The sequence below is a fragment of the Pseudomonas sp. H1_F01 genome (assembly GCF_054681425.1).
On record NZ_CP162823.1, the window covers coordinates 4,866,624 to 4,881,256 of the forward strand.

Here is a 14,633-nt window from a genome sequence, read left to right on the forward strand (position 1 = left end):
CAAGGTGAATTCCATGACGGAACAAGTATCCACAAGCAGGTGCGACTCACCGTTACTCCAGGCATTCGTGGACAACCGATTGATCCTGGTCAAGATCGCGGCACGCATTACCGGCTGCCGATCCCGTGCCGAAGATGTGGTGCAGGACGCGTTTTTCCGGCTGCAATCGGCGCCCCAGATCACCTCCTCGTTCAAGGCGCAGCTCAGCTATCTGTTCCAGATCGTGCGCAACCTGGCGATCGACCACTACCGCAAGCAGGCGCTGGAACTGAAATACTCGGGGCCGGAAGAGGAAGGGTTGAACGTGGTGATCCAGGGTGCTTCGCCAGAAACCTCCCATATCAACTTTTCCACGCTGGAGCACATCGCCGACGCGCTGACCGAACTGCCCAGCCGCACCCGCTATGCCTTCGAGATGTATCGCCTGCATGGCGTGCCGCAGAAGGACATCGCCAAGGAGCTGGGTGTCTCGCCGACCCTGGTGAACTTCATGATCCGCGATGCCCTGGTGCATTGCCGCAAGGTGTCGGGGGTTCGGGGGGATACCTTCGCCCGGCGGTGATATGAGGTGTCAGTTCCGGCCCCATCGCGGGCAAGCCTTGCTCCCACAGGTTTTTCTGGCAGGCAAATAGTGTGTGAAGCCCGGAGCCAGTGGGAGCAGCCTTGCTCCCACAGGTTTTTCTGGCAGGCAAATAGTGTGTGAAGCCCGGAGCCTGTGGGAGCAGCCTTGCTCCCACTGGTTTTTCTGGCGGGCAAATAGTGTGTGAAGCCCGGAGCCTGTGGGAGCAAGCCTTGCTCCCACTGGTTTTTCTGGCGGGCAAATAGTGTGTGAAGCCCGGAGCCTGTGGGAGCAAGCCTTGCTCCCACTGGTTTTTCTGGCGGGCAAATAGTGTGTGAAGCCCGGAGCCTGTGGGAGCAGCCTTGCTCCCACTGGTTTTTCTGGCAGGCAAATAGTGTGTGAAGCCCGGAGCCTGTGGGAGCAAGCCTTGCTCCCACTGGTTTTTCTGGCGGGCAAATAGTGTGTGAAGCCCGGAGCCTGTGGGAGCAAGGCTTGCCCGCGATGGCGGCCTGATGACCACTACCTGCCCCATGCCAAACCTCACATCAATCCACACCGATCAAAAAACCGCTCACGCCCCAGGATCATCAGCGCCGCGCGCTTGTGGGGGAAATCGAATTCCTTTTCACAATGGAAGCACTGGTTGTGCAGGTGCCCGATCATCCGGGCATTGTCGGCCCGGGGCTCGGCGACCACGCGCTGGGTGCGCGGGTCGTCCAGGAACAGGTAATGCACCAGCGCCGACAACCAGCTCGCCACCTTGTGCGGCCCCCGGTGTTGCTCTTCGCCCACCAGCATGTGGATGCCGCGATCGTAGTTGCCGGCGTCATAGAACGGCGCGATCCGATCTTCCTTGGCCCAATAGGTTTCGAAATAAGCGAACGGCTGGTCATCGAAGCAGCCGATCAGGGTCAAGACCCGGGGATCGGCCTGCAGCTTGCCCAGGTACTCGCGATGCTGTTCCAGGCTCCCCTCCTCCTGCCAGAAGCTCGCCGCTCGCGGGCTGTTCTGCCAGCGGTTGAAACGCGTAAGGTCCTGCTCGATTTCCAAGGTGCGCAAGGACACCCAGGCGCCCAGCCGCGCATCGAAACGCCGGTACACCTCGCCACGAGGCTTGATGGGCCGGCGTGGATGGCGCTGGCCATCGGTGATGATCATGTGTTGTGGATAACTGCCGTTGAACGACACTCCCAGCCAGGGCTGCGGCAATTGCCAGAACATCGTGCGCTCGCAAATGTATTCACCGGCACGTTCAGTGGCTGTCAACAAACCGCTGAGCAAGGCTTCGCCTGGGCGCTCGTCGAGGTGCCAGGTCAGGCGCTGGCAGTCGGAGTCGCGAGCAAACAGCCAATAGCAGGCCGCCCACAGCGCCGGGCCCACCGGTCGATCGTCGAGTTCCTGCAAGTGCACGTGCAACTCGGGACCGCGCGCAAGGCGCAGCCGGATCAGCGGCGCACCTTCGAGCATCAGGCTCAGGTGGCGTTCGGTTTCATCGGCGCCGAGGCGACGGCCGCCGGGCAAGGGCAACGTCGTCGGGGGGTTGAGGTTGGACATGGGAGGGGCTCGCGTATTCGTCGGTAGTCAACGTGGGACGTGAGCCAGGAAGGGAAATTTAGTGGCACATTCAATGGGAATGCATGGGCACCAGATGAATCTGGTAGGGCTGGAAAATCTTCAGCAACTGACCGTTATCCCGCAACATTTGCAGCAACTGCGCAAACGCCTCACTGGAAATGGGCGCCTGTGGGCGGATCAGCGCGTAATGGTGGTAGACCTGATCGATGCGTTCAGACACCAGCAATTGCGGGCCGACTTCGGGGTTGCGCAACACGTAATCGTTGAGGTACGAACGGGTCACCAGGGCGATATCCGCGCGCCCGCGCAAGACCATCAGCAGGTTGCTGTCGTGGGAGTACGTCAGCGTGGCGTTGTATTGGCCGGTAAGGAACTTGGGATCGGCGTTGAATTCGGCAAAGGCATAGTGATAACCGCTGAACAGTGCCAGGCGCTTGCCCCTGAGGTCGGTGAAATAACTTTGCTGTCGATCCGGCTCGCGCTGGGCGACGAAGACTTCCGCATCCTCCAGCCCCATGTCTACCGAGGTGTGCGGCACGTCCTGCCAGCCCCAGGCCGGGTTCTCGAAGATCGCCATGTCGACCCGGCCCTGCTTGAAATCATTGAAGCGGCGCGGGATCGATGTCGGCACCAGCACGAACTGATAGTCGGTTTGCGCCTGGTTCAAGGCCTCCACCATTTGCGGCAGCAGGCCGGTGTCGGCGCCGTTCTCGGGACGAACGGTATAAGGCGGAAAATGCGCCGCGCCGATCCGTACCAGTTGCGCTGCCTCGGTCGGCAACGCCAGCAAAACGGCCAGAGCAGCCAGCACCAGACGCGAGGTCATCCCCATCGGCGAAAACGTCAAGATAACCCACTCCCCAAAAGTCCCATCAATAACAATCAAACTAGGCGGTTTCAGCCACTTAGCCAGCCACTCGGTCATTCAAGGCACTGCTCGATTATTGTTTTTCTTCAAGCACCAGGATCAGGGCTTGCTCGGCCAGCTCATCGAGGCTCAGGCTGCCTTCGGCGCGAAACCAGGTGGTGGTCCAGGACAGCGCTCCCGTGAGGAACCGCCGGGTAATGAACACGTCTCCACGAATATACCCGGCCTCCTTGGCCTGGCCCAGGACCTCGAGCCACAAGTCCTCATAAATATCACGCAGGGCCAGCACATGCCGCTGCCCATCCTGCGATAGCGAACGCCATTCATAGACCAGCACCGCCATGGCCTCGCCGGTGCCGCCCATGATCGACTGCAATTCGCAGCGGATCAGCGCCAATACCCGCTCACGCACGCTGTCGGCCTCGGCCAGGGCGGCGCGCATCAATGCGGTGTTGTAGCGGATGGTTTCTTCCATCACCGCCCGCAGGATTTCGTCCTTGCTCTTGAAATGGTGAAAGATGCTGCCCGACTGAATGCCCACGGCACTGGCCAGGTCACGCACCGTGGTGCGCTCGAAGCCTTTGTTGCGAAACAGGTGGGCGGCGGTCTGGAGCAGTTTGCCGCGAGCACTGTCCGGGTCGGTCAGTTGCCCGTTGTCGACCAGCTCCCGCATCACGCCCAGGGCTTTTTGCTCGTCCACCCATTCTCTCCTACAGTCGATCAACCCACGCGCGAGCATTGCACACCAAACCATCAGTGGCGCGGGCAATTTAAGCTGACCGAGGCAGCCAAGCAAGCGCTCGGCCAGAAGAACCAGCGGTCGTTTACAAACCAAGCGCTTGCTTGGTAGTCTCGAACCACCTTTGCCGGAGGGAACGCCATGCCAAAAACGATCCGTATCGGTTGCGCCAGCGCCTTCTGGGGCGATACCTGTACAGCGGCAGCGCAACTGGTCGAGGGCGGGGCGCTGGATTACCTGGTGTTCGACTACCTGGCCGAGGTGACGATATCGATCATGGCCGGGGCGCGCCTGAAGGATTCTTCGAGCGGTTATGCCACGGACTTCATTGAGGTCCTCACACCGCTGCTACGGCGTTTGCATGACCACGGCATCCGTGTCATCAGCAACGCCGGCGGGGTCAACCCCCAAGCCTGTGCGAAGGCCCTGCAAGCGGCCTGCGATCAGGCCGGCGTGCCGTTGAGGATCGCCGTGCTGCTGGGCGATGACCTGCAACCGCAATTCGATCGACTCGCCGCCCAGGGCATTCGCGAAATGTTCAGTGGCGAACCAATGCCCTGCGCGTGCGTGTCCATCAACGCCTACCTTGGCGCGCCCGGCATCGTCGAGGCGTTGCGCCTGGGGGCCGATATCGTGATCACCGGCCGCGTAGTGGACAGCGCCGTGGTCAGCGCCGCCTTGGTGCATGAGTTCGGCTGGGCCTGGGACGATTACGACCGATTGGCCCAGGCCGCACTGGCTGGGCACCTGATCGAGTGCGGCGCCCAGTGCACGGGCGGCAACTTCACCGACTGGCAGCAAGTGCCGGATTACGAGCACATCGGCTTTCCCATCGTCGAGGTCAGCGCCGACGGCCAGTTCACGGTCACCAAAGCCGAAGGCAGCGGCGGGTTGGTCACGCCATTGACCGTCGGCGAGCAGTTGCTCTACGAAATCGGCGACCCGCAAGGCTATCTGTTGCCGGACGTGGTCTGTGACTTCAGCCAGGTCAGGTTGATCCAGCAAGGCAAGCACGCCGTGCGCGTCCACGGCGCCAAGGGCTTGCCACCCACCGATCAATACAAGGTCAGCGCCACCTGGCTGGACGGCTGGCGCTGCACCGCCACCTGCCTGATCGCCGGCATTGATGCGGTGGCCAAGGCTGAACGGGTCAGCCAGGCAATCGTCGCCAAGACCTCACAGATGTTCAGCCAGCGTGGCTGGGCGCCCTACAGCGAAGTGGACATCGAACTGCTGGGCAGCGAAGCCACTTACGGCCAGCACGGCCAACGCCAGGACAGCCGTGAGGTGGTGATCAAGCTGGCGGTACGGCACTCGGACAAACAGCCGCTGGTGCTGTTTTCCAGGGAGATCGCCCAAGCCGCCACCGGCATGGCGCCAGGGCTGACGGGGCTGGTCGGTGGCCGGCCGACGGTGTCGCCGTTGATTCGCCTGTTCTCGTTCCTGATCGACAAAACCACTTGCCGGCTCGACATCGAACTCGACGGCCAGCGTCACCCTTGCCCCCTGCCCGCGTTCGAACCGTTGCACACCGTCGATCTGCCCGTTGCCCCGGACCTGCCCAAACCCCAGGGCCGGGCCGATGCCAGCGTGCCGTTGGTCAAACTGGCGGTGGCGCGCTCCGGCGACAAGGGCAACCACAGCAACATTGGCGTGATCGCCCGGGAACCCGAATACCTGCCCTGGATCGCCGAAGCGCTGACACCGGAGGTGATGGTCGACTGGATGAGCCACGTGCTCGACCCGCGCTTGGGCCGGGTCGAACGCTGGTACCTGCCGGGCACCCACAGTTTGAATTTCCTGCTGGAAAACGCCCTCGGCGGCGGCGGTGTCGCCAGCCTGCGCATCGATCCCCAGGGCAAGGCGTTCGCCCAGCAGTTGCTGGAGATTCAGATTCCGGTGCCGCAAGGCATCGCCGACCAGGTCAACTAAGGGACGGTCGCCAATGCCAGTCATCGAATCGCACCTTGATCCCCACAGTGCTGATTTCACACGCAACCACGCGGCGATGCTGGCTGGTGTCGAACAGCTGCGCCAGCTCGAACAGGCCGTGCTGGAGAAAGCCGCCCAATCCCAGGGCAAGTTCGACCAGCGCGGCCAGTTGTTGCCGCGCCAGCGCCTGAACCTGCTGCTGGACCCTGGCGCGCCGTTCCTCGAACTGGCGAGCCTGGCCGGCTACAAACTCCATGACGACAAGGACGGCAGCCAGGCCGGCGGCGGCCTGATCGCCGGGATCGGCTACGTGTCCGGGGTGCGGGCGCTGGTGGTGGCCAACAACAGCGCAATCAAGGGCGGCACGATTTCCCCCAGCGGCTTGTACAAGACCCTGCGCCTGCAACAGATCGCCATGGAGAACAAACTGCCGGTCATCACCCTCGCCGAAAGTGGCGGCGCCAATCTCAATTACGCGGCGCAGATTTTCGTCGAAGGCGCGCGCTGCTTCGCCAACCAGGCACGCATGTCGGCCATGGGCCTGCCACAGATCACCGTGGTGCATGGCTCGGCCACCGCAGGCGGGGCTTATCAGCCAGGGCTGTCGGATTACGTGGTGGTGGTACGCGACAAGGCGCGGTTGTTCCTGGCCGGGCCGCCGTTGCTCAAGGCCGCGACCGGCGAAGTGGCCAGCGAGGAGGAACTGGGCGGTGCACAGATGCATGCGCAGGTGGCCGGCACCGCCGAATACCTGGCCGAGAACGACGCCGACGGCGTGCGCCTGGCCCGGGAGATCCTCAGCCTGCTGCCCTGGAATGCGCAACTGCCGCCACAGCTCGAACGGACGTGGACGGAGCCGCTCTACCCCGCCGACGAATTATTGGGACTGGTCCCCGACGACCCGAAGAAACCCTATGACGTGCAGGAAATCATCGCCCGCATCGCCGACGGCTCGAATTTCCTGGCCTTCAAAAGCGAGTTCGACGCCCAGACGATTTGCGGCCACTTGCACATTCGCGGCCACGCCTGCGGCCTGATCGGCAACAACGGACCGATCACGCCGCAAGGCGCCAGCAAGGCCGCGCAGTTCATCCAGCTGTGCGACCAGAGCCGCACGCCGTTGCTGTTTTTGCACAACACCACCGGGTTCATGGTCGGCACCGAGTCGGAGCGACAAGGGGTGATCAAGCACGGCGCCAAGATGATCCAGGCCGTGGCCAATGCCCGAGTGCCCAAGCTGACCGTCGTGGTGGGCGGCTCCTACGGCGCCGGCAATTACGCCATGTGCGGGCGTGGGCTGGACCCACGTTTCATCTTCGCCTGGCCCAACAGCCATACGGCAGTGATGGGCGGCGCCCAGGCCGGCAAGGTCCTGCGCATGGTCACCGAGGCCACGCAGATCAAGAACGGCCTGACCCCCGACCCGAAGATGCTGGACCTGCTCGAGCAAACCACCGCGCAGAAACTCGACAGCCAGTCCACCGCTCTCTACGGCAGCGCCAGCCTGTGGGACGACGGGCTCATCGACCCGCGCGACACCCGCACACTGCTGGGCTATCTGCTAGACATCTGTCACGAGGCCGAGCAGCGGCCACTGCAAGCCAACAGCTTCGGCGTGGCCCGTTTCTGAGGACGCTCCACGGCTCACAGGAGAACACTAGAAATGATCTTCACCCAGGAACACGAAGCACTGCGGCGCACCGTCCGCCAGTTTGTCGAGCATGATATCAACCCCTACGTCGACGAATGGGAGAAGGCCGGGCGTTTCCCCATCCACGAGGTTTTCCGCAAGGCCGGCGAGCTGGGCCTGCTGGGCATTTCCAAACCAGCTGCCTTCGGCGGCATGGGCCTGGACTACAGCTATTCGATCGTCGCGGCCGAGGAATTCGGCACCATTCATTGCGGCGGCGTGCCCATGTCCATCGGCGTCCAGACCGACATGTGCACCCCGGCCCTGGCCCGCTTCGGCTCCGATGAGTTGCGTGAAGCATTCCTGCGCCCGGCCATCCGCGGCGAACAGGTCGGCTGCATCGGCGTCTCGGAGGTCGGCGCCGGCTCCGACGTCGCCGGCCTCAAGACCACGGCGCGCAAGGACGGCGACGACTACGTCATCAACGGCAGCAAGATGTGGATCACCAATGCACCCAGCGCCGATTTCATTTGCCTGCTGGCCAACACCTCGGACGACAAGCCCCACGTCAACAAATCGCTGATCATGGTGCCGATGCACAGCCCCGGCATCAGCCTCGGCCAGCACCTGGACAAACTCGGCATGCGCAGCTCGGAAACCGCCCAGGTGTTTTTCGACGACGTGCGGGTGCCACAACGCAATCGCATCGGCCAGGAAGGCGCCGGGTTCATGATGCAGATGCTGCAGTTCCAGGAAGAACGCCTGTTCGGCGCGGCCAACATGCTCAAGGGCCTGGAGCATTGCATCGACAGCACCATCGCGTACTGCAAGGAACGCAAGACCTTCGGCACGGCCCTGATCGACAACCAGGTGATCCACTTTCGCCTGGCGGAACTGGCCAGCGAGATCGAATGTCTGCGGGCGCTGGTCTACCAGGCCACCGAGCAGTACATCAACGGCCAGGACGTCACGCGGCTGGCGTCGATGGCCAAGCTCAAGGCCGGACGCCTGGCCCGGGAAACCACCGACAGTTGCCTGCAATACTGGGGTGGCATGGGCTTCATGTGGGACAACCCGGTCGCCCGGGCGTATCGCGACGTGCGGCTGGTGTCCATAGGTGCCGGTGCGGACGAGATCATGCTGGGCATCATCTGCAAGCTCATGGGGATTTTGCCGGGGAAGAAAAACTGAGTACATCGCCTGCCAGACCGCCATCGCGAGCAAGCTTTGCTCCCACAGCTGAATGCACTCACCGGGCATTGTGGGAGCAAAGCTTGCTCGCGATGAGGCCCAGACAGACACCGCAAAAACCCAGGAATGACCCCATGCCCGCCTTCAGCAAAATCCTCATCGCCAACCGTGGCGAAATCGCCTGCCGGATCCAGCGCACCGCCCAGGCCCTGGGCTATCGCACGGTGGCGGTGTTCAGCGAGGCCGACGCCGATGCACTGCACGTGCGCATGTCCGATGAAGCCGTGCCGATCGGCCCGGCCGCGGTGCAGCAGTCCTACCTCAACCCCTCGGCGATTCTCGATGCAGCCCGGCGCTGCGGTGCCGATGCGATCCATCCCGGCTACGGCTTTCTTTCGGAAAATGCCGGGTTCGCCAAGGCCTGCGAAGCGGCCAGCATCGTGTTCATCGGCCCCAGCCCCGAGGCCATCGACCTGATGGGCAGCAAGCGCCGGGCAAAAATCGCCATGATTGAAGCCGGCGTTCCCTGCATCGCCGGTTACCAGGGCGCCGCCCAGGACGACGACACGCTGCAGCGCGAAGCCGGGCGCATCGGCTACCCGTTGATGATCAAGGCCAGCGCCGGGGGCGGGGGCCGAGGCATGCGCCTGGTCCAGAGGGCCGAGGACCTGCTGGAGCAGTTGCGCAGCGCGCGCTCGGAAGCCCTGCACGGTTTTGGCAGCGACGAGTTGATCCTCGAACAGGCCCTGATCGATCCGCGGCATGTGGAAGTGCAGATTTTCGGCGACCACCACGGTCAGCTGATCCATCTGGGCGAACGGGACTGCTCGATCCAGCGGCGCCACCAGAAAGTCATCGAGGAAGCGCCCTGCCCGGTCATGACCGCCGACCTGCGCCAGGCCATGGGCGATGCGGCACTCAAGGTGGGGCGCGCAGTGAAATATGTCGGGGCCGGGACCGTGGAGTTCCTGCTCGCTGCGGACGGTCGGTTTTACTTCCTGGAGATGAACACGCGCCTGCAGGTCGAACACCCGGTCACCGAGTTGATCACCGGCCTGGATCTGGTGGCCTGGCAATTGGACGTCGCCGCCGGCAGGCCGCTGCCCCTGCGCCAGGAGCAGGTGACGCTCAGCGGCCATGCCATGCAAGTGCGGCTGTACGCCGAGGACCCGGCGGCCGATTTCCTGCCTCAGACCGGGCAGTTGATCGGTTGGGAGCCGCCCATACGGGACGGCGTGCGAATTGACCACGGTCTGCTGGAGGGCCAGGCCATCACGCCGTTCTACGATTCGATGCTGGGCAAGCTCATCGTCCACGGCGCCACTCGCGAGGAGGCCCGACGCAAATTGTTGCGAGCGGTGGAAGATTGCGTACTGCTTGGCGTGCAGAGCAACCAGCGATTGCTCGTCGGGTTGCTGGCACACCCGCGGTTCATCGACGGCGACTTCGGCAACGGATTCATCGGGCAGCACTTTGCCAATCATGGGGCGCTCCAGCCCCTCGATCCCTCTGCCGAACAACTCGCCATCGCCACGGCGGCGTTTTATCTGGCCTCGCAAGCACAACGCGCACCGGGCCTGGGCGGATGGCGCAACAGCATCGGCGCGGCGCTGCACTACCGGATCGGCGTCGGGGAGCACGACTGGACGCTGAGCCTGGTGGCCGAAGCCGACGGCACACTCAACATACGCAGTGCCGGGTGCTTGATCGAACTGAGGCTGCTCGACGCGGATCCCCATGGCGCGACACTGATGATCGATGGGATTCGCCGGCGGCATTCCTGGCGCCTCGATGGCAACGATCTCTGGCTGTTCACCCGCCCTGGCGGCCTGCACCTGCAAGATCGAACCCTGTCCCCCATCGCCGCCAAGACCAGCCCCGGCGACGGCACGCTCAAGGCGCCCATGGACGGCGCCATTGTCGAGCTGCTGGTCCGCGAAGGCAGCACGGTGCGCCAAGGCCAACTGCTCATGGTGCTTGAAGCCATGAAAATGGAGCACCCACTCAAGGCAGGCGTCGACGGCGTGGTCAGGCAATTGCAGGTCACGCGGGGGGACCAGGTGAAAAACCGCCAGGTTTTGTTGCGCGTTGAAACAGCCCACTAGTCGGATGCCGAGGGTTTGACTACGCTCAAACCCATCAGCACGCCGATACCGGGAACCCTGCAATGCCTCACTGGCTGGTGATTGATCTGGAGGCCACCACCGATGAAGGTGGCTGGCCGGTAACCGAAATGGAAATTATCGAAATCGGCGCCACGCTGGTGAATCGTGACGGCCGCGAAGTGGATCATTTCCAGCGCTTCGTGCGGCCCCTGAGGCGACCGCTGCTCACGCCCTTCTGTCGCGAACTGACCCACATCACCCAGGCCAATATCGACAGTGCCGCGCCCTTGACCGAGGTCTGGCCGGCGTTCGAGCGCTGGCTGACGCCGTATCAGTCGAAGCTGGAAAGCTGGGTCAGTTGGGGCGATTACGACCGCAAGCAACTGCTTCAGGAATGGCAGCACCAGCAGTTGCACAGTGTCCTCGGCCAGGTACCGCACATGAACCTCAAGCAACGCTTCGCCAAGGCCCGTCGGCTGGAGCGACCGTTGGGGCTCAATGGCGCGCTGCAACTGGCTGGCCTGCAATTCTGCGGTCAACAGCACCGTGCGCTGGAAGACGCGCGCAATACCGCGCGGTTGTTGCCCTTGGTGCTTCCGGGTTGAGCGGAAGCCACCTCCCAGTGCGGCAGATGACGAATGTTGCAGCCTTGTGCATACTGGCCGGCCTTTTTCAGCCCCTTTTTCGAGGAATCGCCCATGTTTAAAGTCAACGAGTACTTCGACGGCACCGTCAAGTCGATCGCTTTCGGCACAGCCGAAGGCCCTGCGACCATCGGCGTCATGGCACCGGGCGAATATGAGTTCGGCACGGCCCAACGGGAAATCATGCACGTGGTCTCCGGCGCGCTGACCGTGAAGCTGCCGGACAGCACCGACTGGGAAATCTTCGAGGCCGGCAGCCAGTTCAATGTTCCGGCCAACAGCAAGTTCCAGCTCAAAGTGGCCGTCGATACCGCTTACCTGTGTGAGTACCGCGGCTAAGCCTGCCCTCATCACAAAAGCGGTTGCGTGATAAACAAAAATGCCCGTGTCCAGTGACACGGGCATTTTTGTTTACGGATCTTTTTATTCGAGCACTTCAACCGGCATGCCGACTTCAAGCCGGCCGTTGCTGTCGTTGACCAGGTTCTGGCCGAACATCGCACCGTCCGGTGTCGAACGGTATTGCTGCAACGTGGCAAAGGGTTCGCGATTCGGATCGCGTTCGCCGGTTTGCGGATCGACCGTGGTCATGATGCAACGTGAGCATGGCTTGACCAGCCGGAACTCAACCTCGCCGATACGAATGCGCTTCCAGCCGTCCTCGGCAAACGCCTCGCTGCCCTCGACCACCAGGTTGGGGCGAAAGCGCAACATTTCCAGCGAACGACCGACCCGGTTCGACAGGTCCTGCAAGGACGCTTGGCCAATCAGCAGCAGGGGGAAACCATCGGCAAAGGCAACCTTGTCGTCATCCTTGCCATAACCGGCGGCAGTGGTACGCGCCAGATCCACCGGCACATGCACCAGGCGGGTAGGATTGCCGATGAATTCGCTGACCCAGGCCGCGGCCTCGTCACCGGCATCCGGCACACGCAAGGTGTCACGCCAGATGATCACCCCGCGCCGCTGTTCCTCCACCACTGGTGGTAGCGGCACGTCGATGGCGCCATGGCCCGGCGCGCTGAGCGTCAGGCCGCCCGCTTCGTTCCACGAGGCTGAGAGCTGGCTCATCTTCGCCACGGCGCGCTGGGTCAGGAAACGCCCCGTGCCCTCATCCACCAGCATCCAGCGTCGGTCACCGTCCAGCCCGAGCTTGTCCAGGCCGATCCCTTGCAAGGGCTGGCCCTTGCCGGACTTCAACGGATACCGATACAGCGCGCTCAGCCGCAACATGGTCAACTTCCCTGGTGGCGAAAAAATGCCACCTTATACGAGCCGGCCATTGAAGCAAACCACCATCGGTTTCAGTCGAGCATCAGCCGCTGGCGCACCACATCGACCAGCTTGTCCGGCTGGAATTTGGAGAGGAAGTTGTCGCAACCGACCTTCTTGACCATCGAATCGTTGAAGCTGCCGGACAGCGAGGTGTGCAGTACGACATAGAGCCCACGCAAGCGCGGGTCGTTGCGGATTTCGGTGGTCAGGCGGTAGCCGTCCATTTCCGGCATTTCCGCGTCGGTGAAGATCATCAGCAATTTATCGGTCATCACCTCGCCGGTATCGGCCCAGGCCTTGAGCATGTTCAGGGCTTTGAGGCCGTCGCTGGCAATGTGCATTTTCACGCCCAGTTGCCCCAGGGTATCGCGCAGTTGCGAGAGCGCGACGTTGGAGTCGTCCACCAGCAACACTTCGCGACCACGGGCGCGCTCCAGCACCGGGTCTTCGAGCTTGTCCCGGGAGACCTTGGCGTTGTACGGAACGATTTCGGCCAGGACTTTTTCCACGTCGATGATTTCCACCAACTGATCGTCCACCTTGCTGATGGCCGTCAGGTAGTGCTCACGGCCAGCGCTGGTCGGCGGTGGCAGGATGGCTTCCCAGTTCATGTTGACGATGCGGTCGACGCCGCCCACCAAAAATGCCTGAACCGAGCGGTTGTATTCAGTCACGATAATGGTGCTGTTGGGGCCCGGCACCAGCGGACGCATGCCAATGGCCTGGGACAGGTCGATCACCGGCAACGTCTGGCCCCGCAGATTGACCACGCCGCACACGAACGGGTGGCGCTGCGGCATCAGGGTCAGTTTCGGCAGTTGCAGGACTTCCTGGACCTTGAACACGTTAATGGCGAACAACTGTCGACCCGCCAGGCGGAACATGAGAATTTCCAGGCGATTCTCACCCACCAGTTGGGTTCGTTGATCTACTGTGTCGAGAATGCCGGCCATCGATGACTCCTGGGCTTGTTCGGATGAATCCAATGAATGAGATATCGGCTGCACGAGCCGAATCTTGACCCCCGGATAAAATACAAGCGCGGGGCATTGATGTCACATTAACATCATGCTTTACTGGCTTCATGACTTCATCTGCAATTTTTCTCTGCCGCGCGACCCTGGTTTGCGTGCAAAGTTCCCCTGCCTAAGGGATTCCCCTAGGCACAATCAGGTCCAACCTGATATTCCCGTTATCCAATAGCCATTAATGTGACGCCATTCTCATTGCTGAACGGAGTCAGGCTTTTGTGCGCGACCACAGGACATCGGACCTCCAGCCTTTCGGCCGATCCCATCCGTGCAATTGTTTGCGAATTCACTTTCGCTAAACGGCAGGGAAGTGTCGCTGTGCGTCCGACCGCGGTCGACCTTGAGATCCAGCCGTTCGCCATAAGCGGTTTTCTTTCGCCTGACATGATGTTGTGGAGATAAGCATGCCGAACGATCGTAGGAACTGGAGTCAGCGTCTTCCCGAGCTTCTGATCGAGGCCGAGACGCTGTTGGCCAAGTCGGAGGAATGCCTGAGCCATCTGCAATTGATCAACAACGACAAGGACGCCATCGATTGCATGCTCAGCACCTTGCTGAAACTGTCGAACAAGGCCAATGCCCTGGCGCTGGAAGCCGTTTCGGAGTTTTCACTGCATATTCATGGCTTGCTCAGTCACGCGCAAAACCACATGGAGTTGCATGACCAGGCCTTGGACGCCCTGAAGGATTGCTTGACCCTGATGGCCTGGCAATTGGAACTGGTCGATCACACCACCGGCCAGTTGGGCCTGGACAGCAGCGAACAGACCTTGTTGATCGAGGCATTCGCTTTCCAGGTAGGCCAGAGCCCCGACCAGGCATCGGCAGCGTCACGTCCGCTGGCGTTGGTACCCTACCCCCAGAAACAAGCCTGAGACGATGATGCCGGCTCAGTGCCGCGTGCCTGGTACGTAGCGCTTACACCGCGCCATGCCGAGCGCGACCAACGATAGGTGAAGTGGTACTATCTCGCGCGTCAGCCACTTCAAGACAGCGCCGTAAAAGCCGCCGACCGAAGCTGCCCTCGACCTGAAACGTTTACCCGACCGGGCCTGTCAGATGCGCTGACCGGCCAGCCCGCAGC

13 protein-coding genes are annotated in these 14,633 nt (G+C 62.3%); 8 read left to right on the forward strand and 5 right to left on the reverse strand.

What is annotated here, in order from left to right; all coding sequences use genetic code 11:
* The first annotated feature begins 13 nt into the window (after window positions 1–13).
* Window positions 14–562: an RNA polymerase factor sigma-70 gene (locus AB4O09_RS21880; RefSeq protein ID WP_003199492.1), complete on the forward strand. Its 549-nt coding sequence runs from the start codon at window positions 14–16 to the stop codon at window positions 560–562.
* 537 nt (window positions 563–1,099) lie between these two features.
* On the opposite strand, the gene AB4O09_RS21885 is transcribed toward AB4O09_RS21880, so the two are convergent.
* From AB4O09_RS21885 to AB4O09_RS21895, 3 genes are all read right to left on the reverse strand, one after another.
* Window positions 1,100–2,113 carry a GNAT family N-acetyltransferase gene (locus tag AB4O09_RS21885; RefSeq protein ID WP_223528682.1) on the reverse strand — a complete coding sequence of 338 codons (1,014 nt, stop codon included), beginning with the start codon at window positions 2,111–2,113 and terminating at the stop codon, window positions 1,100–1,102.
* A gap of 70 nt (window positions 2,114–2,183) precedes the next feature.
* The gene (locus tag AB4O09_RS21890; RefSeq protein ID WP_027912685.1) at window positions 2,184–2,960 is read right to left on the reverse strand and encodes a substrate-binding periplasmic protein; all 777 of its coding nucleotides are present in this window, start codon (window positions 2,958–2,960) and stop codon (window positions 2,184–2,186) included.
* 115 nt (window positions 2,961–3,075) lie between these two features.
* Window positions 3,076–3,702: a TetR/AcrR family transcriptional regulator gene (locus AB4O09_RS21895; RefSeq protein WP_003199486.1), complete on the reverse strand. Its 627-nt coding sequence runs from the start codon at window positions 3,700–3,702 to the stop codon at window positions 3,076–3,078.
* Between the two features lie 180 nt (window positions 3,703–3,882).
* Between AB4O09_RS21895 and AB4O09_RS21900 the strand changes: the two genes are divergently transcribed.
* The 6 genes from AB4O09_RS21900 to ppnP all read left to right on the forward strand — a co-directional run bounded on the left by AB4O09_RS21900 (window position 3,883) and on the right by ppnP (window position 11,582).
* Window positions 3,883–5,673, forward strand: a complete 1,791-nt coding sequence (locus AB4O09_RS21900) for an acyclic terpene utilization AtuA family protein (protein ID WP_013692598.1) — start codon at window positions 3,883–3,885, stop codon at window positions 5,671–5,673.
* Between the two features lie 13 nt (window positions 5,674–5,686).
* Window positions 5,687–7,303 carry a geranyl-CoA carboxylase subunit beta gene (gene atuC / locus AB4O09_RS21905; protein WP_013692597.1) on the forward strand — a complete coding sequence of 539 codons (1,617 nt, stop codon included), beginning with the start codon at window positions 5,687–5,689 and terminating at the stop codon, window positions 7,301–7,303.
* A gap of 33 nt (window positions 7,304–7,336) precedes the next feature.
* Entirely contained in the window at window positions 7,337–8,494 is a 1,158-nt protein-coding gene (atuD, locus tag AB4O09_RS21910; protein WP_013692596.1) for a citronellyl-CoA dehydrogenase, read from the forward strand.
* Window positions 8,495–8,628: 134 nt separating this feature from the next.
* Window positions 8,629–10,599 carry an acetyl/propionyl/methylcrotonyl-CoA carboxylase subunit alpha gene (locus tag AB4O09_RS21915; protein WP_039010930.1) on the forward strand — a complete coding sequence of 657 codons (1,971 nt, stop codon included), beginning with the start codon at window positions 8,629–8,631 and terminating at the stop codon, window positions 10,597–10,599.
* A 62-nt stretch (window positions 10,600–10,661) separates the two neighbouring features.
* Window positions 10,662–11,204, forward strand: coding sequence for a 3'-5' exonuclease (locus tag AB4O09_RS21920; protein WP_003199477.1), 543 nt, complete (start codon window positions 10,662–10,664; stop codon window positions 11,202–11,204).
* Between the two features lie 93 nt (window positions 11,205–11,297).
* Complete coding sequence (gene ppnP / locus AB4O09_RS21925; protein ID WP_003199475.1) at window positions 11,298–11,582, forward strand: pyrimidine/purine nucleoside phosphorylase; 285 nt, start codon at window positions 11,298–11,300, stop codon at window positions 11,580–11,582.
* Between the two features lie 84 nt (window positions 11,583–11,666).
* Here ppnP and AB4O09_RS21930 read toward each other — a convergent pair whose 3' ends face one another.
* Complete coding sequence (locus AB4O09_RS21930; RefSeq protein WP_003199473.1) at window positions 11,667–12,476, reverse strand: MOSC domain-containing protein; 810 nt, start codon at window positions 12,474–12,476, stop codon at window positions 11,667–11,669.
* Between the two features lie 71 nt (window positions 12,477–12,547).
* The gene (locus tag AB4O09_RS21935; RefSeq protein WP_003183670.1) at window positions 12,548–13,471 is read right to left on the reverse strand and encodes a chemotaxis protein CheV; all 924 of its coding nucleotides are present in this window, start codon (window positions 13,469–13,471) and stop codon (window positions 12,548–12,550) included.
* A gap of 482 nt (window positions 13,472–13,953) precedes the next feature.
* On the opposite strand from AB4O09_RS21935, the gene AB4O09_RS21940 reads away from it, so the two are divergent.
* A complete protein-coding gene (locus tag AB4O09_RS21940) occupies window positions 13,954–14,424 on the forward strand; it encodes a hypothetical protein (protein WP_003199471.1) in 471 nt (156 codons plus the stop codon).
* Window positions 14,425–14,633 lie beyond the last annotated feature (209 nt).

Excerpts from the sequence above, each read along its gene's own strand:
- AB4O09_RS21880 (WP_003199492.1), top strand. The coding sequence starts at position 14 with ATGACGGAACAAGTATCCACAAGCAGGTGCGACTCACCGTTACTCCAG.
- AB4O09_RS21885 (WP_223528682.1), bottom strand. The coding sequence starts at position 2,113 with ATGTCCAACCTCAACCCCCCGACGACGTTGCCCTTGCCCGGCGGCCGT.
- AB4O09_RS21890 (WP_027912685.1), bottom strand. The coding sequence starts at position 2,960 with ATGACCTCGCGTCTGGTGCTGGCTGCTCTGGCCGTTTTGCTGGCGTTG.
- AB4O09_RS21900 (WP_013692598.1), top strand. The coding sequence starts at position 3,883 with ATGCCAAAAACGATCCGTATCGGTTGCGCCAGCGCCTTCTGGGGCGAT.
- atuC (WP_013692597.1), top strand. The coding sequence starts at position 5,687 with ATGCCAGTCATCGAATCGCACCTTGATCCCCACAGTGCTGATTTCACA.
- atuD (WP_013692596.1), top strand. The coding sequence starts at position 7,337 with ATGATCTTCACCCAGGAACACGAAGCACTGCGGCGCACCGTCCGCCAG.
- AB4O09_RS21915 (WP_039010930.1), top strand. The coding sequence starts at position 8,629 with ATGCCCGCCTTCAGCAAAATCCTCATCGCCAACCGTGGCGAAATCGCC.
- AB4O09_RS21920 (WP_003199477.1), top strand. The coding sequence starts at position 10,662 with ATGCCTCACTGGCTGGTGATTGATCTGGAGGCCACCACCGATGAAGGT.
- ppnP (WP_003199475.1), top strand. The coding sequence starts at position 11,298 with ATGTTTAAAGTCAACGAGTACTTCGACGGCACCGTCAAGTCGATCGCT.
- AB4O09_RS21930 (WP_003199473.1), bottom strand. The coding sequence starts at position 12,476 with ATGTTGCGGCTGAGCGCGCTGTATCGGTATCCGTTGAAGTCCGGCAAG.
- AB4O09_RS21935 (WP_003183670.1), bottom strand. The coding sequence starts at position 13,471 with ATGGCCGGCATTCTCGACACAGTAGATCAACGAACCCAACTGGTGGGT.
- AB4O09_RS21940 (WP_003199471.1), top strand. The coding sequence starts at position 13,954 with ATGCCGAACGATCGTAGGAACTGGAGTCAGCGTCTTCCCGAGCTTCTG.